We start from the raw sequence: 18,710 nt of genomic DNA, 5'->3' as shown, positions 1-18,710 counted from the left end.
AGCACTCCTCCTTCCCCGACAGCGCCGCGAAGCGGCGCTTTTGGGTCAGTCGTCGGCCCGCTCACGAGTCCTATCGGACTCGTTCGCGGTGAAACCCATCTCTCGAACCGTCCGCAAGCCGTTCCGTCCGCACAGCCACGCCGCCCGTTGCACCTGCGTGGGGAACCTTTTGGCACCGGTTCGATGTCGAGCGACGCGGGTGAGTTCCTGTGACAACGAAAGCAGTCGTCTACAACGACGCACACGACGTTTCGATCGAAGAAATCGACGATCCGGAACTGACGAGTCCGAACGATGCGATCCTGGAGGTGACGCAGACGGCCATCTGTGGCTCGGATCTGCACATGTACGAAGGGCGCGCCGGCGCGGAGCCGGGGATGGCGTTCGGTCACGAGATCATGGGCGAGATAAGCGAGGTCGGCGACGGCGTCGAGCAATTGTCACCGGGCGATCGGGTCGTTCTTCCGTTCAACGTCGCCTGCGGCTACTGTCGGAATTGCGAGGACGGTCACTACGGCTACTGCGAGAACGTCGAGTCGGAGACGCCAGGTGGTGCGTACGGCTACGTGAAGATGGGCTCGTACCAGGGCGGGCAAGCCGAGCGCGTTCGGGTGCCCTACGCCGATCACAACGCGCTGAAGATCCCGGACGATCCCGCCAACGGCACGCCTGAAGACTTCATCATGCTCGCCGACGTCTTCCCCACCGGCTGGCACGGCGTCGAACTCGCGGACCTGCAACCGGGCGAATCCGTCGCGGTCTTCGGCGCCGGACCGGTCGGACTGATGGCCGCCTACAGCGCCCACCTCCGCGGTGCCTCCGAGATTTACGTCGTCGATCGAGTGAAGAGTCGGCTCGAACTGGCCGACGAACACTGCAATGCGACGACGATCAACTTCGAAAAACGAGACGCAGTCGAGGCGATCACCGACGCACACGGCGGTGGCGTCGACAAGGGCGTCGACGCCGTGGGGTACCAGGCTATCGAGGACGGTCGAGATGGCGAGTCGATCTACGACGAATCACGGGAAAATCCCTCGATCATCCTCAATCAGCTTATCGACGCGGTCCGGCCGACGGGGAAGATTGGGATCGTCGGCCTCTACGTCTCCGACGATCCCGACCAACCCGACCACATCGGTGAACAGGGCCTCTTGCGCGTCTACCTCGGCACCGCGTTCGAGAAGGGACTCCGATTCGGAATGGGCCAGTGTCCGGTCAAGCGGTACAACCGCCGACTCCGCGACATGATCGTCGCCGGCGAGGCCGAACCCGGGTTCGTCATCTCACACACGGCATCGCTCGACGAGGCGCCCGAGATGTACGAGCGGTTCGACGAACGCGAAGAGGGCGTCACGAAGGTCCTGCTCGAACCCTGAGACACGCAACGGCTGAGACACCCACCGGTTTTGCGATCGCGTGACGGCCTGCAACTCCGGGACAGCCGTCTCGGTCTGGCCGGGTGGGTTCGGCCAGAGTCACGAATCGGACCGGTTTCCGACCACGCACGAAACCGGCAGGATGGGCATCCTGGGCGAAAGCAGCAGAGCGGTCATCCTGATGAAAGCAGCAGGACACCCAACCTGGCGAAATCGGCAGCGACGTGCAACGAGGCGCAAGCTACATGGCAGTTCGTCGTGGAACGTCGAACATGGCCAGAGATTCATATCAGGAACAACTCGAGGGACTTCGCGAGGACGTCTGCTATATGGGCGAAGTCGTCATGGAACGCCTCCGGATGGGACTCGACGCGCTCGACCGGAAGGACGAGGACCTTGCTCGCGAGGTGATCGAGGGCGACTACGAGGTCAACCAGATGTACCTCGAACTCGAACAGCAGTGTATCGACCTGTTGGCGCTCCAGCAACCCGTCGCGAGCGATCTCCGATTCATCGCGGCCTCGTTCAAGATCATCACCGATCTGGAACGCATCGCCGACCTCGCGGTCAATCTGGGCGAGTACACGCTTGACGCGACTCGAGACCTCTTCCCCGACGTGGACATTCAGGAGATGGGCGTCGTCACCCTCGACATGGTCGACGACGCGGTGCAAGCGTACGATCGTGAAGATATCGACGCCTGCCGGGAACTGGCGACTCGCGACGACGACGTCGACCACTTCGCCGAACGAGCCAGCGAGATCGTCGTCCGAGACCTCATCGAACGCGAGCTCGAGGACGCGTCCGAAGTCGAATCGCTCCTTCAGGACGTCTCCAGACTCTTGCTAACGATTCGCGACCTAGAGCGTGTCGGCGACCACGCCGTCAACATCGCCGCACGCACGCTGTACATGGTCGAAAACGACGACGAACTCATTTACTGAGACTCACTCGTCGCCGGCGATTTTCACTCGCTGTCCGATGGAAGACCACTCGCTCGCCACTCGTCTAATCGATCGCTTCGATTCCCCGGCCGAGTATGTATACACCGCGAGAAATGCGAGCAACGGGAACGCGGCGAACAACTGGAAGTGTCCCGAGAACGGGTTCGCGTCGATAACCATCCCGGAGAGCATCGCGACGGAATTCGTGGGAGCAACCGGAATTCGTCACCAAGACGTCACTCAGAGTTCAGGGATCGCGGTAAACAGGAGGACGAACGCGTTCACGGTCAGTAGTACGAGGACGAGCCACTGGAACACCCGCTGCGGGATATTGTCGAAGATGTACACGCCAGCCCAGGCGCCGACGAACACCATCGGAATCGCGACGGCCGCCTCGATCATCAGCGGCGTCGTCACCGCACCTGTGTAGGTCAGACTGGCCAGTCGGTACAGCATGAGTGTCCCGAAGAAGGCGGTGAACACCGCCTTCATCTCCTCGTCGCTCCAGAAGCCGCTCGCGGACATGAACGCGCCGTAGACGATCATCGGCGGGCCGGGCACGGCGACCGACCCGCCGAGAATACCCGCGAACAGGCCAGCGGTCGCTCCCACGGCCTTGCCGGGGCGATAGTCCCGTTCCTCGATCCAGTTGGTGACGACGTCGAGTTGCTGGGTCGCGCCGACGACGATGACCGCCAGGACGAGAACGACACCGATGGCGACGCGCATCTGATCCGCATCGAACCGACTGAAGACGTAGATGCCGAGGGGCATCCCCACGACGAGGCCGGCGACCGGAACGATCCACTTGCGCCAGTCGAACGCGTCGCGAACGCTCCACCAGACCCGGCCGTTGCTCACGACCGCCGTCGCCGTGAAGATGATCGAGGCGCTGGCCGGCGATCGAAACAGCGGCATCAACCCCATCGAGACCTGCGCGAAGCCGAAGCCCGCGATGCCGTGGACGATCGACGCGACCAGTATCACGACCGAGGTGAGGCCGGTCGTTACCCAGTTCGTCGTCATCGTGACCGACCCCGACGGAGACGGTTCTCGTGCATCTGACGTGGGAGACGACCACGGCCTCCGTTATCCCGGTTGTCGTGGCGTTCGTGACAATCGTCGCGACTGGACGATAATCGGGCGTGATCGTCGTCGCGACTGGACGGTTCGCTGGTGTGACGCCACGATACAGGACCACCCCAACCTATGAGGGCGTCTCAGGTGTACGTCGATATCCCAGAGCATGACTCACGATACTCCGTCCGGCGGAGAGTGGCGATCGCTCGACGGAACAGCTGTCGACGAGAACGGCGACCCAGACGTCGTCTTCGTCCACGTCAGCGATTTGCACGGCCAACTCACGCCGCGGTATCAGGTCTACTACGACAATCCGACGTCCGCCCCCGATCTCGATTTCAGCGTCGACGACCGGACGATCGAGCGCGGCGGGGGCGTTCCGGTCATCGCGGCGAAGGTTGACGAGTTGCGGACCGATCACGAGGTCTGCACGCTCATGAGCGGCGACACCTTCCACGGCTCGGCGGTCACGACGTACACGAACGGCCGGGCGATGCTCGAACCGATCAACCGCCACCTTCGCCCCGACATCTACGTCCCTGGAAACTGGGATTTCGGAAACGAGGCCGCCGAGGATGGCAACTTCGTCGACCTGATGGACGCCCTCGACGCGCCGGTCCTGGCGAACAACCTGTACAGCTGGGACGACGGCGAGTTGCTGTACGACGCCTTTCGTCTCATCCAGGTCGGCGGCGTCGATGTCGGCGTCGTCGGGATGACCAACGTCTACGTCGACCGGATGGCCCCCGCGTTTGCCGAGGGCAAGTACCGCTTCGGCAAGCATCCCGCCCTCCTCGAAGAGTCAGCACGAGCAGCGCGTGAAGCGGGTGCCGAGGCCGTCGTCGCCGTGACCGAGATCGGCCTGCCCTGGATGGTCCAGGCCGCGAAGGACTGTCCGAACGTCGACGTGATGTTCAGCGCCCACACCCACGAGTACACCTGGGAGCCGATCGTCGTCGCGGACACCGAGACGGTCGTCGTCGAGTCGGGCATGGGCGAGGCCCTGGGGCGAGTCGACCTTCGCATCGTGGACGGCGAGGTGCAGTTTCGCCACCACCTCTACCCGCTCGTCGAGGGCCACGACGAGACGCCGGAGCCCGATTCCGAGGCCCGGGAGACCGTCGAGTCGGTGCGAGCACCGTTCGTCGCGAACGACCCTGACTTCGAGCGGGGCGCCGGCACGCTGGACCGGCCGCTCGACACCGTCGTCGGCGAAACCGAGCAGCCGCTGTATCGCCAATCGTTCCTCGAGAGCGCCTGGAACACGCTGTTCAACGACGCGCTCCGGGCACACTTCGACGCCGACCTGGCCGTCGCCCACGGCTTCCGGTACGGGACCGCCATCCCGCCGGGCGAGGTCACTCTCGGCCAGCTCTACACGTTCTTCCCGCAGACGGCGCCCGTCGCCCGCGGCGTCGCCTACGGGCAACAGCTCACCGCCCACATGGAGGACTTCCTCGTCGACAACTTCACGCCGTACCCCTACCAGCAGGAGGACGGACGCGTCCGCAACTACTCCTCGAACGTCGAGGTGACCATCGATCCGACCGCGAAGCGAAAGCGCCGGCTCGTCGAACTCCGCATCGACGGCGACCCGATCGACCCCGAGGCAACCTACTCCGTCGCCACGTTCACCCGCCCCGGCGACCCCGAACGCGACCTGGGCGGCTGCGGCTTCCCCTTTCAGGACATCCGCGTCGACGAAGAGACGATTCCGGCCGACGTGATCGGCGACTACCTGGCCGAGCACTCGCCCGTCGACTACGAGGTGATGGGCCTCGTCGAGACGGCCGACGACGGCGGCGAGGTCCAAAATACGCCCGCCGACGGCCCGTACCCCTATATCCAGCCGGGCGTCGACTACGCCGAGGGAGACGCCTACTGCGAGACGTCGATGATTCCGCGCGGGATCGACTTTCCCGAGGAGGGGCGGAATCGGACGCGGTAAGAGGTTCGAAGGTCACGATGAAGAGCACACTGGGGAGCCATCCGTGAGGCGATCCGTTGACAGATTACAGGTTCGACACAAAACGACCATATATTTAGAAATTCAATTAGCATCAGATGAGGTCACCTAGTGGCACGAAGCTTCTTTTATTCGGATTACAGTTGAGTGTGATAGGAGCAAACGTTAGTGAACTGTTCGTTCTCGTGATTGTCGGGATACTCGTCTCGATGATCGGGTTTGTAACCGACTATGCGAATAGTATCGATGCGGGTGATACGAGGGAACGAATACGTGGATAGCAACCGACATTCACCCCCAGTGGCTAACAGCCGTTCGCTAACCTCTCTGCCCATCGATCGTCGGCATGATTTCTCCGCACCACTTACCAATCGTGGGGTAAAGTCCGGGCGGACAGCCCAGAGGGTCGACGACTCCTCGAGATTACTTTTCGTCCTCCAGTGAAGCGGTCCGAGTCATGGTAGCGGCATCGCTCACCACCCTTCGACCGGTCACATAGATCCCTTTCGAACACTGACTGATTGTCAACCCCTTAATAGTATTTTAACATACATCTCTCGACATCGCTCGCAGTGTTTGAGAAATGCCAGGAGGGCTCCGAACCACCGCGAGAGCGAGCTCTCGCGAGCCTTCGGTCGTTCACTTCGTTCACTCTCGAAGACCTACGGGTTCTCCGCCTCCCACGGCACTGTTTCGTTGTTGTCACTCGCCTTCGGCTCGTGACGAGTGAAAAGTGCCCGGGGAGGGCTCCGAACCCTCGATCTCCGCATGTCCCAGGTTCGAGGCTCGGCGGTCCTCGTGGGACACGGACTCGCTGTGCCGCACCGAATCTCTGAACCCTATGAGTGCGGCGCTATGTCCAGCTAAGCCACCCGGGCTCGTTCGTCCGTTGTCGGGACGTTTTCTAAACCCTTCCGATTCCACGTCGACGTGGCCCGCCCACCCACGGATTTATCATACGGTGATGCAAACACCGGTCCATGAGCGTACCCGCCATCGTCCAGTCGGCCCTCGGCGACGCGGAGGTCGTCGAGCGGGTCTCACTCGGCGGCGAGGACGAACTCTTCGTCACCTCCGAGAGTACCATCATCTACCGATCCGACGGACTCCTGAGCGACGAATCGGTCGACGAATACCCCCACGAAGCGACGCGCCTCTCCGTCTCCGAAGGGCGACGGAAGACCAAACTCACCCTCGAATACGCCATCGAAGGGACGCGGGAGTTCAAGATTCCGGGCTCGGTGACCGACGCCGTCGTCCACCCGGTTCTGGCCGGCGTCCTCGCCGGTAACGGCATCACCGACCCCGGCGAGCGCGTCATCCAGACGTTCCGCTTCAGCGAGCTCACGGTCATCGTCACCAGCCAGCGCCTCGTCAAACACATCGGCAGCGCCGTCTGGGACGAAGACTTCGAAGAGTACCGCTACGAGGACGTCACCGGCCTCACGTTCGAGTCCGGAAGCGTCGCGACGCAGGTCGTCCTCGAAGTCGACGGCCGCCAGCAGCGGATCAAGGCACCGAACGAACAAGCGACGGAGCTGCGCCAGCGCCTCCAGCAGGCCATCTTCGCCGTTCACGACGTCGACTCGCTCGACGAACTCCACGAGAAAGTCGGGCTGGAAGACGACGCCGAGGCCGACACCTCGACCGTCGACTTCGGTGAAGGCGTCGACCCGCTGAGCACCGATTCGAGCGACGAAGACGCCGAGCCCGACCCGGAGATCGACACCACCGCGGCGATGGCGGAGATCGACGCCAGTGGGTCGCAATCGGCTCACGAGTCGACTGACACCGAGTCGAGCGCGTCGGCCGCGGACACGTCGGCAACTGAGGAGTTCGAAGTCGACACGAACCAACCAACACCAGCCCAGACCGAGACGGCCGTCGGCAGTGGCTCGCCGACGGATGGCGGGAACGAGTCGGTCGCGTCGTTCGAGGCGAGCGGATTCGAGCCCGCGACGGCGGGCGACGACGCGGCCGTCCTCGAACGACTCGACGCCCTCGAAGAAACCGTCGAGCGACAGACCGCCATGCTCGAACGCCAACAGGAGACCATCGAACAGCTGATCGAAGAACTCCGACGCGGTCGGTGAGCGCCCCACCTGAGCGCGGACACCGGTAGAACCGACCGTTCGTCGTCACATCGTCCTACAAACGCGAGAGCGGTGCGTTCCGACAGCCGCCACCACCCTCACTCGCGTCCGGTGACCTTTCGGATACACGTCGACCCGAAGGGGCCGATCTCACCGGCCTCCAGATCCATGAAGTAGCCCGTCGAGAGTGACGAGCCACAGCGCTTGCACGAGAACTCGCCGTCCTTCGAGATCACGTCGCGACCGAACCGAAGGTACTGGCTGCTCTGGGGTCGAACCGTCCCGTCCGCGCGCTCGATGATGCCGCGGACGGTTGCCTCGTCGAGGATCGTCCGGATCGCCGTCGGGTCGGTGGTGACGGCTTCGAGCCGGTCGATCGTCTCGGCGAGCGAGAGTGACTCGTGTTCGAGTCGGGCGAGCAGCGCGATACCACGTTCGACCCGATCGTCCATCGGCTACGCATCCGGACACGACTCGAATAAGGGTTCTGCCCCGGCGGCGCGACGAAGACACAAAACCTTCAATCCCGTCCCCCAAATCGTAGTCGATGGGTATCTCGCCACCCCAGCGTGTCGTTCTCGGCGCGGTCGCCGTCCTGGGGATCGTCGGTGCCGGCCTCCTCGTCTCCCCATCGGTTGCGCTCGCCCGATTCGAGTCCCTCGCGAACGATCCGCTTTCGTTCGGACTCCTCGTCGCGGTGCTCTATCTCGTCCGACCGGCACTCGCCTGGCCGACGACACCGCTTGCCGCCGTCGTCGGCTACGGCTTCGGCGTCAGTGCCGGGATCCCGATCGCCACCGCTGGCATCCTCGTGACGATCCTCCCGCCGTTCGTCGTGATTCGACGAGTGACGAGTCGACCGGACGAGAGAGAGCGAAACGCGACCGGCGCGTTCGAGACGACGCTCGATCGAGCACGTCGGTACGTCGACCGATACTACGACGCGGTCGGCGCGACGCGCGGCGTCGTCGTCTCTCGACTCGCACCGATCCCGTCGGACGTCGCGACCGCCTGTGCGGCGGTTCGCGGCGTCTCCATCCCGCAACTGCTCGTCGGGACCGCCATCGGCGAACTGCCGTGGACGGTCGCCGCCGTCACCATCGGTGCATCGGCGGCATCGCTGACCGGCGTCGATGGTCAGCAGTTCGACCCGCTCCTCTTCGCTGGCTGTCTCCTCGCAGCGGGCCTCGTCATCGCCAGGCCTCTGTATCGTACGCTGGCGGATCGCGATCGATCGGGGCCGGGCGCGTAGGCCTCGAGAAAATCGAGACGGAGTCCCCGACAGACCGCTCTGGAAACCCGGTCGCTTACTCGTTCCCGTCGAACTCCTCGACCAGCGAGTCGCTCAATTTCTTCAGATCGGTCTCGAGTTCGCGGTAGGCCTCGGAATCGCGGACGTCGTCGACCGAATCCGCATCTTCCAGCGTCTCCATCTTGTTCGAGATCGACGTCAGCTCGCGACGATTCGTGTCGGTATAGCGCGACTGGACGCGAAGGTTCTCGACGAGACGGATCAACGTCGAGCGACTCACCGGTTTCGTGATGTAGTCGTCGATATCGAGTTCGACGATATCCAGCCCAGGATCGACAGCCGTGATCATGATGACCCAGCACTCCAGTCCACGCTGTCGGATTCGTTCGAGCACTTCGTCGCCCGTGAAGTCGGGCATCTGCCGGTCGAGCAACACGATATCGACGGCCTCGTCGGCCTGCTCGAGTGCCTGTGTTCCATTGTAGGCCGTCCGGACGGCGTACTCGCCGTCGACCCAAGTGGCGTAGAGATCGGTGAGTTCGCGCTCGTCGTCGACGACGAGAATCGTCGGTTGAGATTCCATGCAGTCGTTCGATTGCACGACGGACCGACGACCACCTATCCCTATCGTCGGACTCAGCGTTCGATTCGAACGTCGAAGGGGTGTAGTGTGCAGACGTGCGCTACCGGAACGGGTCGGAACAATCGTAGACGACACCGTGGTTGGGACAGACGTACTTACAATGGCGTTTGTACATCCCCGCTTCACAGAACGGACAGGGTGGACCTTGCTTCGACGGTGGGTCGGTATCTGACGTGTCTCCCATCCACGATCGGTACGCACGGGTTCGCGTCGTCGCCCATGAAGCTATCGGGTCCGTCAGGACGGGCCGAACAGCGTCGGACGAAGGACAATAAAAGTGTCAGTGGCCGCTCAGCACTCGCTCCAGCCGCAAGACTCGCAGGTCTTGCAGCCTTCGGAGAAGTACAGCGAGAGCGAGCCACAGTCGGGACACTCTGGCGACTCGCCGGCGTCGATCAGGTCCTGCGTGGCGTCGGCCGACTGATGGGTGGCGGCGCCGCCGTCGGGTTCGGGTTCGTCCGGTGCGACCGACGTCGCACTGGCATCGGCGTCAGTCGTGACGTCGTCGGCGGATTCACCGAGCGTCTGCTGTTTGGGGTACGGTTTGTCGATCTCGTTGGCGAGGTACCGTCGCATCGCGGTGCCGATCGCGTCCGGAATCGACTGGATCTGTTCGCCCTTGTCCCAGGCGACCTTCGGGCTGCGCGTGCCACAGAGTTCGTCGACGATCTCTTCGGGGTCGACGCCCGACCGGAGTGCGGTCGAGATGACCTTCGCGAGCGCCTCCGTGAAGGAGTTGGTGAAGCCACCGGAGTGGCCGATGTTGGCGAAGAGCTCGAACGGCTGGCCGGTCTCGGGGTCCTCGTTGATCGTCACGTAGACCTTGCCGTAGCCGGTGTCGATACGCTGGCTGACACCCTGCAGCGAATCGGGGCGCTCACGCTTTTCGGTGTAGTCGACATCGGCGGACAGCAGCGCAGTGAGTTCGTCCTCGGCGACCGACTGGACGTCCTCGCTCTCGAAGAAGGCCTCGAGGCTGCCGAAGACGTCTCGAATCTGCTCGACGATGACCTCGGCGGCCTCGTCCTCGTCGGCGAACTCGGCGTTGTCCGCGCGCGTGGTGAGGACCTGTTTCGAGCGCGTGCCGTCGCGGTAATAGGTGACGCCCTTGCCACCGTTCTCGTAGACCCACTCGAAGACCTCCTTGGCGTCCTCGATCGAGGAATCGTTGGGGGCGTTGACCGTCTTCGAGATGGCCGAGTCGACGCCGGCCTGACAGGCACACTGGACGGCGGCGTGTTGCTTGGCCGAGATATCTGCCGTGATGACGAACAGTTCGCCGATCGCGTCCGGAACCGTCTCCAGTCCTTCGACGCCGTCGAACTCGTTGTTGGCCATCTGTTCCTGGGCTTCGGCTTTGACGGCATCGACGTCGATGTCGTTGTCCTCCAGGGTACGCAGGAAGTAGTCGTCGAACTCGACCAGCATCTCGTCGCCCTGGACGTCGTCGGTGACGTTCTTGTAGTAGGCGACGTTGTAGATGGGCTCGCAGCCGCCGGTCGTGTTGCCGACCATCGAGGTCGTGCCCGTCGGTGCGATCGTCGTGACGTTGTGGTTGCGGATCGGGAAGCCGTCGGGGTACTTCTCGGCATCGAGGCCCGTCTGCTGTTCGAACCACTCACGGTACTCCTGGGGATCGGCGTACTTCGAGTCGTCCCAGTCGTTGAACGAGTCGCGTTCGAGCGCGAGTTCGTGACTGGTCCACTTGGCCTCGTGGTTGATGTGCGTCATCAGCTGGCGGGCGATCTCGTTGCCCGCGTCGCTGCCGTAGCGCACACCGAGCTGGACGTACAGCTGGGCCAGCCCCATGATACCGAGCCCGATCTTGCGCATGTCGCGGACCGTCTGCTCGATCTCGTCGACCGGGAAATCGGACATCGTGACGACGTTCTCGAGGAAGCGGGTGCCGTACTCGATGCGGTCGTCGAACTCCTCGAAGTCGATCGCCTCTTCGAGGAACGCCTCGATGGCAGCGTCCTGGCTCGGGTACTCGTCTGCGTGCTCGTCGGCCCAGACGCGCCAGTCGGGCGCGTCGAGGTTGGCGAGGGTGCTCAGGTTGATGTGGCCGAGGTTACAGGCCTCGAACTCTTCTAACGGCTGTTCACCGCAGGGGTTCGTCGCCTTGATGCGGTGGTCGGGATGTTTCTCGACGTCGAAGGAGTGTTCCTTGTTCACCCGTTCTAAGTAGATCACGCCGGGTTCGCCGTTCTCGTGGGCGCCCTCGACGATCCGTTCCCAGACGAGTTCGGCAGGAATCGAGAGCGGTTCGCCGACCTCGACGTGCTCGCCGAGGTCGTACCGACTGTACATCTCCTTGGTCTCTGCCGTGGCGATGTGTGGCTCCTCGGTTCGGGGATTGGTGAACGTGTACTCCCCACCGTTCTGGACGGCATCCATGAAGTCGTCGGTGACACCGACGGAGATATTGAAGTTCGAGAGGTGGCCCTCGACGGCGTTGCGGAGGTGCTTGGGGACGCGACCGTCCTCGTCGATGAGGCCGCGGGCTTCCTCCAGTGCTTCCGAGAAGGTCGTGTAGGTGTAGTCGTCGGGGTCGTTGAGTCGCAGACAGTGGGCCAGCGAGACGTCCTTGTTCTTCGCGTGGATAAACTCGATGACGTCAGGGTGTGAGACCCGCATGATGCCCATCTGGGCGCCACGACGGGTGCCACCCTGGGCGATCGTCTCACAGAGTTGGTCGTACGTCCGCATGAACGTGATCGGGCCCGACGCGATGCCGCCGGTTGAGCCGACCGAGTCGCCGTAGGGTCGCAGCTGCCAGAACCCGTAGCCGACGCCGCCGCCGGACTGGAAGACCTCTGCGGCCTTTTTGGCCGTCTCGTGGATGTTCGAGAGGTCGTCCTGGGGACTCATGACGAAACACGCCGAGAGCTGCTGGAGTTCGTCACCGGCGTTCATCAGCGTGGGGGAGTTCGGCATGAACGAGAGGCTCGACATGCCCTCGACGAACGTCTCGGTCACGTCCTCGACGTGCTCGCGGACGGACGCCGGAAGCTCGGGAACGATCGTGTCGTAGGCGAACTTGTTGACGTTGTGTTCGGTGAGGGTGGTTTCGACATCATCCTCGACGGTGGTGCCTGCACCGAAGACCTCGGCAGCCAGCTCGTCCCGACGGGGGTGGTCGGGCTTCAACTGGTCGGGGGAGACCGTGATCTCGACATCCTGGTTGTTCGCCTCGTAGACCGCTTCGGCCAGGGCGATGTTCTTGCCGACGCGATCGAAGAGGTCCTCCTGCGTCTCGATCAGTTCGCCGTCGGCGTCCTTGCGCAGGTACCGGGCAGGGAGAATGTTCTCGTAGGCGTTGTCCGTCATGCGGTCTGCGAGGGTCTCTCCCTCGTTGCGCTTGACGGGTAGTGTGATCTCGTCCACTGCGCGGTCTGACTCACTCACGCGCGCACACCTCGTTCGGGGCTCCGGGGGCCATTTCGACAGTCGGACCGGGTACTCACTTGCATGGTTGAAGACGCCCAATTGGTGTATGAGCTACTCTATTAATGTACCGATTTCAAGAATGTCACGTAACACAGAATATTCCGCGAAACCACGTAGCATGTCGCCTAGTGATAGGCACTCCAAGCACAAAGGGGGCGCGGTCGGCATCAAACCGAGACAAACGTCCAAAACCCACTCCACAAGTAGGATTTAGGTACTGAAAGTGAATTTGTTTGGTAAGGCTGTCGCTGTGCAGTTCGGGGTACGAACGCATCCCATCGACGTTCCGCCTCGACCTCAAGTAGGACGGTATCACTCTTAACGGTGTTCAAAGCGAAGTGAAAGTGAACCACGGACTGGCTATCTCGGTTCCATCAAGTGGATTTCTCTTTCGACTAACGGCAATGCCGATCGACCAAGCGACGGGCTGGCCGGTGATCGTTACAACCCGAAGAACTCCTCGGCGTTCTCCCAGAGGAGTTTCCGTTGGATCTCCTCGGAGAAATCGAGCTCGGCGAACTGCGAGAGCCATGGCTCTGGTTCGATCATCGGGTAGTCCGTGCCGAACATGACCTTGTCTTTGAGGAGGCTCTTCGCGTAGTGGACGACCTGTTCGTCGATGTAGCGGGGCATCCACCCCGAGAGATCCATGTAGACGTTGCCCTTCTGCTGGCAGATGGCGAGTTGTTCTTTCTCCCACGGGAACGCCGGGTGTGCGATAAGGATCTGCAGGTCAGGGTGTTCCGCGGCCACGTCGTCAATCAGCATCGGGTTTCCGTACTTGATCTTGAGACCGCGACCACCGGCCGAACACGCGCCCAACGTCGAGTTTCCACCGTGGAAGACGACGGGTACGCCGAGGTCCTCGATGGTGGCGAAGAGTTCGTCGTGTTCCGGGTCGGACGGATCGAAGCCCTGCGCGATCTGCTGGAACTTGAACCCGGAGAGGTCCAGATCTTCCACGCACCGGATGGCTTCCTCGACGCAATCGTCCTTCAGCGGATCGACGGAGCCGAAACCGATGAAGAAGTCGTCGTGCTCGTCGCGCACTTCGGCGACGTAGTCGTTGGGTACCGGCGGATTTCCCGTGTTCGTCTCGGCGTCCCAGCCGAGCAGAACTGTGCGACCGACGCCCGCCTCGCGGTACTCGGCGATCATGTTCTCGTAGGTGTCCGTCTCCAGATCGGCGCCGAACCGATCGGCGGCGTCTTGCATCATCTGCCCGCCAGCGTCGTGCAGGAACTCGCTCGTCGGCTGGTGGGCGTGCGTGTCGATCGCCCGCGGTCCGTCCGCGTTCTCGAGTGCCGTCGGCAGGGTCATACCACCCGCTTCGGCGCGAACCACGTAAATCAATCCGGTTTCGACCGACGTCACACAGTCCAATCTCGTTCGTTGACCATACAGATAACCCCAGCTCAGAAATCACCGCACCCCCGAGGTGAAATCGTCACGCAGACCGAAACGATTACGACGATATCGGTCAGTAGTAGGGTATGGTCGTCTCACCGATCGTCGAACCCGCGCAGACGCTCGCGACGGAGTCACCGGTACTCTTCGGGGTTCTCGCGATCGTCGCCGTCGTCGCGACGGTCTCCGTGGTCAAGTTCGCCGTCAGCCTCGCGATTCGACTCGCGGTGATCGCCGCGATCCTCCTCGGCGCGTTCATGGCCATCGGCTACCTGGGTTGAGGCGTCCAACCGCCCGGTGCAGCCACGGTATACGCAGCCGAGGGAGCCCGTGACGCGTCGCTCAGGCTATACGGAACGCACAAAGTTCTCGACGAGGGCGTGACCGACACCGGTGAGGACGCTCTCGGGGTGAAACTGGACGCATTCGAGTGGATACGATCGGTGGCGAACGCCCATTACGAGCGACTCGCCGTCGTGGTCGGTCGTCGCCGTCACCGCGAAACACGACGGCACCGTGGTCGCGACCAGCGAGTGATACCGTCCCGCCGGAAACGCCTGCTCGAGGCTGGCGAACACGCCCTCGCCGTCGTGGTGGACGGGCGAGGCCTTTCCGTGGACAGGTTCGGGCGCCCGCCCGACCGACCCGCCGTACTCGTAGACGGCGGCCTCGAGCCCCAGACAGACGCCGAGGGTCGGGGTGGACGGACTCAATTCGGAGAGGACGGCGCGGGTGACGCCCACATCCCGGTCGTTCGCCGGGTGGCCGGGCCCCGGACTGCAGACGATCCCGTCCGGGTCGGCATCGCGGATGGTTTCGAGCGAGGCCGTGTTCGTGACGACCGTCACCTCCGCGTGAGCGCTCAGATACTCGACGAGGTTGTACGTGAACGAATCGTAATTGTCGACGACGAGAATGGACGGATCGTCGACCGATTTCGACGAGTCCCCCGTCGGGTCTGACGAATCCGCGGTCGATTCTGACGACTCAGCCGCGCTCATCGGTTCGCCTCCAGCGAACGGCCCGGGGAGTCGGTGGCGATCGACTCGTCGCCGGGCGGGTCGGCCGTGATCCGCTCGATCGCCTCCAGCACGCCGCCCATCTTCTGTTCGGTCTCTTCGAACTCCGAGGCCGGGTCGCTGTCGGCGACGAGGCCGGCACCGGCTCGAACGGTGACTCGATCGCAACCGCCGTCGTCCACGTGGCGACGCTCCGGGTCCGAATCGAGTTCGGAGGGGACCGTCGCATCGTGATCGATCGTCGCCGTCCGGATGGCGATCGCGAAATCGGCGTCGCCGGTCCACGAGTAGTAGCCGACGCCGCCGCCGTAGAGGCCGCGCGGGCGCTCCTCGAGGTCGTGGATGAGTTCCATCGCGCGGATTTTCGGTGCCCCGGCGAGGGTTCCGGCGGGAAACGTCGCCCGCGTCGCGTCGAACGCGTCGGCCCCTGAAGCGAGTTCGCCCGTCACGGTCGACTCGATGTGCTGGACGTGGCTGTACTTGCGGACGGTCATGAACTCCTCGACGCGAACCGACCCCGGCTCCGAGACACGGCGCACGTCGTTGCGGGCCAGATCGACCAGCATCGTGTGCTCGGCGCGTTCCTTGTCGTCGGCGAGTAGTTCCCCCGCGAGGCGGCGATCCTCGACCGGGGTCGCCCCGCGGTCGCAAGTCCCCGCGATCGGGTTCGCCTCGACCCGTTCGTCGTGGACCGACACCAGCGTCTCCGGGCTCGCGCCGACGACGGTGCGGTCGCCGTGGTCGAGCAGGTACATATACGGCGATGGGTTGCACTCGCGCAACGACTCGTACAGCGCGAGCGGATCGATCTCGCCGGCGAGCTCTCGAGTACGCGAGACGACGCCCTGGTAAATGTCGCCGTCGAGGACGTGCGCTTTCACCCGCTGGACGACCGCTTCGTAGTCTGCTCGATCGCCCGCGCGCTCGCCCGTGCTGACGAACCCACCCGTCTTCGGCCCCTCGGCGTCGGCGAGCGTGTCCGCGACGCGCGTCGCTTCACGCCGCAGGTTGTCGTAGATCGCACCCGGGTCGTCGTCGGCCTCGACGATCGGCGTGAACACGAGCGAGAGCGTTCCATCTCGTTCGTCGAAAGCGAGTGTCTTCGTCGTCAACAGAAACTGGGCGTCAGGCACCGGCGACTCCGGTCGGTCGACGCCCACGTCGTCCAGCCAAAGGTCGTAGACCGCGTCGTAGGCGAGGAAGCCGACGAGGCCGCCGTCCAGGTGCTGGCGGTCGCGAGCGGGCGGGTTGGCGAGGGTGACGTCCGGCACGGCAGCTCTGAGCGCGTCGACGACGTCACCCGACGCGTCGGTTTCGACCAGCTCGACCGGAGCGTCCGGCGAGAGCGCCTCGACCGACGTGCCGTCGGGCGTGACGGTGACGACGGCGTCCGGATCGTAGCCGACGTAGGAAAAACGGGCGTGGCGCGCCCCCGTCGCATCGGTCGGCCGAAACGCCCCGTCCGGGTCGCTCGACGCCGTCTTCTCCGCGCTCTCGAGCAGGAAGGCGTAGCGATCTTCACGCTCGCTGACCGACGCGTTCGCCGCCATCGGAGTCGCGCTCCGCCCCGAGAGTGCTGCGTAGGCCGCCATCGGCGTCGTCTCCACGTCGAGTTCGGCCTCGGTTCGAACGATAACCGGGCGTTCCCCAGCGGCTTCGGCGAGGTCGACGAACGATGCCCGGTCGAGCGAGAGTTGCGGCTCCGTCATGGGCACCCCGTTCGGCCGGCGGCCATCTTGGCCTGCTCGATGAAATCGTCGATCGCGTCATGGTCCTTCACGCCGCCGGTCGCCTCGACCCCCGTCGAGACGTCGACGGCGAACGGGTTTGCGATCCGAACCGCATCGGCGACGTTTTCGGGTGTCAGCCCGCCGGCGAGGACGACGGGTGAAGAGAGCGTCGCCACTCGCTCGGCGGTCACGTGCCAGTCGTGGGTCTCGCCGGTGCCACCCGCCCCGGAGTCGGTGGCAGAGTCGACCACGAGGGCGTCCGCCCGGTCGTCGTAGTGGGCGGGAACGTCGCCAGCTGCCGCGTCGACGGCGAGGAGGAGATCGACGGGGACGGACGACGCCAGCGAGGCGAGTTCTTCGTCAGTCCGCTCGCCGTGGAGCTGCATCGCGTCCGGGTCGACGTGGGCGGCGAACTGTTCGAGCCGATCGAGATCGGTCGCCATCGTGACGAGGACGGTCGTGACGAACGGTGGCGTCCGGTCGACCAGCGCGGCTGCACGCTCCGCGTCGATCGCACGCGGCGTCTCGATCGGAACGTCACAGACGAAGCCGACCGCATCGGCGCCCGCCGCGACCGCCGCGTCGACGTCAGTCGGGCGAGTCAGGCCACAGATTTTGACGCGCGGTCGCCGAACGACGTCGGTGGATTTCGCAGGGCCGTCGTCACCGTGGACAGGTGTCATCGTGCGGGTACGCCGCGAAGTCGGTCGAGTGTCGCGGCGGCCCCACCGGTTTCGATCGCTTCGCGGGCCAGGTCGACGCCATCCCCGAGTGTCGACGCCTCGTCGGCGACGTAGATCGCCCCGCCGGCGTTCGCGAGGACGACGTCGCGACGCGCGTCGGTGACCTCCCCGGTGACGATCCCTTCGAGGGCGGCGGCGTTTTCCGCCGGCGAACCGCCTTCGATGTCGGTGATCGCGTGGCGGTCGAGACCCAGATCGGCTGGCGTGAGTGAGTACTCCGAGACGGTCTCGCCGGTCACCTCCGCTACCTGCGTCGGGCCGTGGATGGCGATCTCGTCGGTCCCCGCACCGTGGACGACGAGGGCACGCTCGACGGACATCCGCGCGAGCGCGTTCGCGAGGACCGGGACGAGGTCCGGGTCGTAGACGCCGATCACCTGGGCGGTGGCCCCCGCAGGGTTGGTCAGCGGGCCGAGGACGTTGAAGATCGTTCGCATGGACAGTTCCGTCCGCGGGCCAGCGACAGCCTTCATCGCCGGGTGAAACGCCGGCGCGTGGAGGTAGCCGATCCCGTCGCGTTCGATCGCCGCCTCCACGGCGGCCGGCTCGGACAGGAGCTCGACGCCGAGTTCCTGGAGGACATCGGAGCTCCCGGAGGACGACGAGACTGCGGCGTTACCGTGTTTAGCGACCGGAACCCCGGCGCCAGCGGCCACGATCGCACTCGTCGTGGAGACGTTGATCGTGTCGTAGTCGTCGCCACCGGTCCCGCAGGTGTCGACGAGTGTTTCACAGTCCGGGTTGACCGTGCGCGCGGCCTCACGCATCCCTTCTGCAAATCCGGCGATCTCCGCCTCGGTTTCGCCTTTCGCGCGCAATCCGGCCAGCAGTGCGCCGATCTGGGCGTCGGTCGCTTCGTCGAAGAGCGACGTCGCAGCCGCTCTCGCCTGTCGTTGATCGAGATCGATGCCGTCCGTGACGCGTTCGACGTGGGCCTGCATAGGGAATCACTGGTGAACGTCTTTGTCTTACAATGTACAAAAGAGTACACCAACTTAAGCGTA

The 18,710-nt window shown here is 64.0% G+C and carries 16 protein-coding genes and 1 tRNA gene; 6 read left to right on the top strand and 11 right to left on the bottom strand.

Translation table 11 applies throughout. From position 1 onward, the window contains the following. Positions 1-209 precede the first annotated feature (209 nt). Complete coding sequence (locus C479_RS13830) at positions 210-1,379, top strand: glutathione-independent formaldehyde dehydrogenase (protein ID WP_007703785.1); 1,170 nt, start codon at positions 210-212, stop codon at positions 1,377-1,379. Positions 1,380-1,651: 272 nt separating this feature from the next. After that, positions 1,652-2,323 carry a phosphate signaling complex protein PhoU gene (gene phoU, locus C479_RS13825; protein WP_007703784.1) on the top strand — a complete coding sequence of 224 codons (672 nt, stop codon included), beginning with the start codon at positions 1,652-1,654 and terminating at the stop codon, positions 2,321-2,323. A 240-nt stretch (positions 2,324-2,563) separates the two neighbouring features. On the opposite strand, the gene C479_RS13815 is transcribed toward phoU, so the two are convergent. Beyond that, positions 2,564-3,349, bottom strand: a complete 786-nt coding sequence (locus C479_RS13815; RefSeq protein WP_049907338.1) for a sulfite exporter TauE/SafE family protein — start codon at positions 3,347-3,349, stop codon at positions 2,564-2,566. Positions 3,350-3,569: 220 nt separating this feature from the next. Between C479_RS13815 and C479_RS13810 the strand changes: the two genes are divergently transcribed. After that, positions 3,570-5,351, top strand: a complete 1,782-nt coding sequence (locus tag C479_RS13810) for a bifunctional metallophosphatase/5'-nucleotidase (protein ID WP_007703780.1) — start codon at positions 3,570-3,572, stop codon at positions 5,349-5,351. A 752-nt stretch (positions 5,352-6,103) separates the two neighbouring features. Here C479_RS13810 and C479_RS16165 read toward each other — a convergent pair. After that, positions 6,104-6,247: transfer RNA gene (locus C479_RS16165), tRNA-Met, on the bottom strand. Between the two features lie 102 nt (positions 6,248-6,349). On the opposite strand from C479_RS16165, the gene C479_RS13805 reads away from it, so the two are divergent. Further along, positions 6,350-7,462 (top strand): DUF7115 domain-containing protein, encoded by a 1,113-nt coding sequence (locus tag C479_RS13805; RefSeq protein WP_007703779.1) that lies wholly within the window; start codon positions 6,350-6,352, stop codon positions 7,460-7,462. A 98-nt stretch (positions 7,463-7,560) separates the two neighbouring features. Here the strand turns inward: C479_RS13805 and C479_RS13800 are convergent, their stop codons facing one another. Then, positions 7,561-7,914, bottom strand: a complete 354-nt coding sequence (locus C479_RS13800; RefSeq protein WP_007703777.1) for a DUF5830 family protein — start codon at positions 7,912-7,914, stop codon at positions 7,561-7,563. 95 nt (positions 7,915-8,009) lie between these two features. Here C479_RS13800 and C479_RS13795 point away from each other — a divergent pair, with 95 nt between their 5' ends. Then, the gene (locus tag C479_RS13795; RefSeq protein WP_007703775.1) at positions 8,010-8,714 is read left to right on the top strand and encodes a TVP38/TMEM64 family protein; all 705 of its coding nucleotides are present in this window, start codon (positions 8,010-8,012) and stop codon (positions 8,712-8,714) included. 55 nt (positions 8,715-8,769) lie between these two features. Here C479_RS13795 and C479_RS13790 read toward each other — a convergent pair whose 3' ends face one another. The 4 genes from C479_RS13790 to C479_RS13780 form a co-directional block, all read right to left on the bottom strand. Beyond that, a complete protein-coding gene (locus C479_RS13790) occupies positions 8,770-9,315 on the bottom strand; it encodes a response regulator transcription factor (protein WP_241430195.1) in 546 nt (181 codons plus the stop codon). Positions 9,316-9,397: 82 nt separating this feature from the next. Further along, positions 9,398-9,541, bottom strand: coding sequence for an HVO_2523 family zinc finger protein (locus C479_RS16990; RefSeq protein ID WP_338034111.1), 144 nt, complete (start codon positions 9,539-9,541; stop codon positions 9,398-9,400). Between the two features lie 107 nt (positions 9,542-9,648). Continuing rightward, positions 9,649-12,687 (bottom strand): adenosylcobalamin-dependent ribonucleoside-diphosphate reductase, encoded by a 3,039-nt coding sequence (locus tag C479_RS13785; RefSeq protein WP_394295150.1) that lies wholly within the window; start codon positions 12,685-12,687, stop codon positions 9,649-9,651. A gap of 561 nt (positions 12,688-13,248) precedes the next feature. Next, entirely contained in the window at positions 13,249-14,127 is an 879-nt protein-coding gene (locus tag C479_RS13780; RefSeq protein WP_049907413.1) for an amidohydrolase family protein, read from the bottom strand. A 173-nt stretch (positions 14,128-14,300) separates the two neighbouring features. On the opposite strand from C479_RS13780, the gene C479_RS13775 reads away from it, so the two are divergent. Then, the gene (locus C479_RS13775) at positions 14,301-14,495 is read left to right on the top strand and encodes a hypothetical protein (RefSeq protein ID WP_007703763.1); all 195 of its coding nucleotides are present in this window, start codon (positions 14,301-14,303) and stop codon (positions 14,493-14,495) included. Positions 14,496-14,561: 66 nt separating this feature from the next. Here C479_RS13775 and trpG read toward each other — a convergent pair whose 3' ends face one another. Genes trpG through trpD form a run of 4 tightly spaced genes read right to left on the bottom strand, consistent with a single transcriptional unit; the run spans position 14,562 to position 18,647 of the window. Then, positions 14,562-15,215: an anthranilate synthase component II gene (gene trpG / locus C479_RS13770; RefSeq protein ID WP_007703760.1), complete on the bottom strand. Its 654-nt coding sequence runs from the start codon at positions 15,213-15,215 to the stop codon at positions 14,562-14,564. Beyond that, the gene (gene trpE, locus C479_RS13765; RefSeq protein WP_007703757.1) at positions 15,212-16,942 is read right to left on the bottom strand and encodes an anthranilate synthase component I; all 1,731 of its coding nucleotides are present in this window, start codon (positions 16,940-16,942) and stop codon (positions 15,212-15,214) included. The genes trpG and trpE overlap by 4 nt, the downstream gene beginning before the upstream one ends. Then, on the bottom strand, positions 16,939-17,646 hold the full coding sequence (locus C479_RS13760; protein ID WP_007703755.1) for a phosphoribosylanthranilate isomerase: 708 nt from the start codon (positions 17,644-17,646) through the stop codon (positions 16,939-16,941). Before C479_RS13760 ends, trpE begins: the two co-directional genes overlap by 4 nt. Further along, positions 17,643-18,647 (bottom strand): anthranilate phosphoribosyltransferase, encoded by a 1,005-nt coding sequence (gene trpD / locus C479_RS13755; protein WP_007703753.1) that lies wholly within the window; start codon positions 18,645-18,647, stop codon positions 17,643-17,645. The genes C479_RS13760 and trpD overlap by 4 nt, the downstream gene beginning before the upstream one ends. Positions 18,648-18,710 lie beyond the last annotated feature (63 nt).

The organism is Halovivax asiaticus JCM 14624, from assembly GCF_000337515.1.
In the GTDB taxonomy this organism is placed as follows: domain Archaea; phylum Halobacteriota; class Halobacteria; order Halobacteriales; family Natrialbaceae; genus Halovivax; species Halovivax asiaticus.
This window is presented reverse-complemented; position numbering and strand designations above follow the sequence as displayed.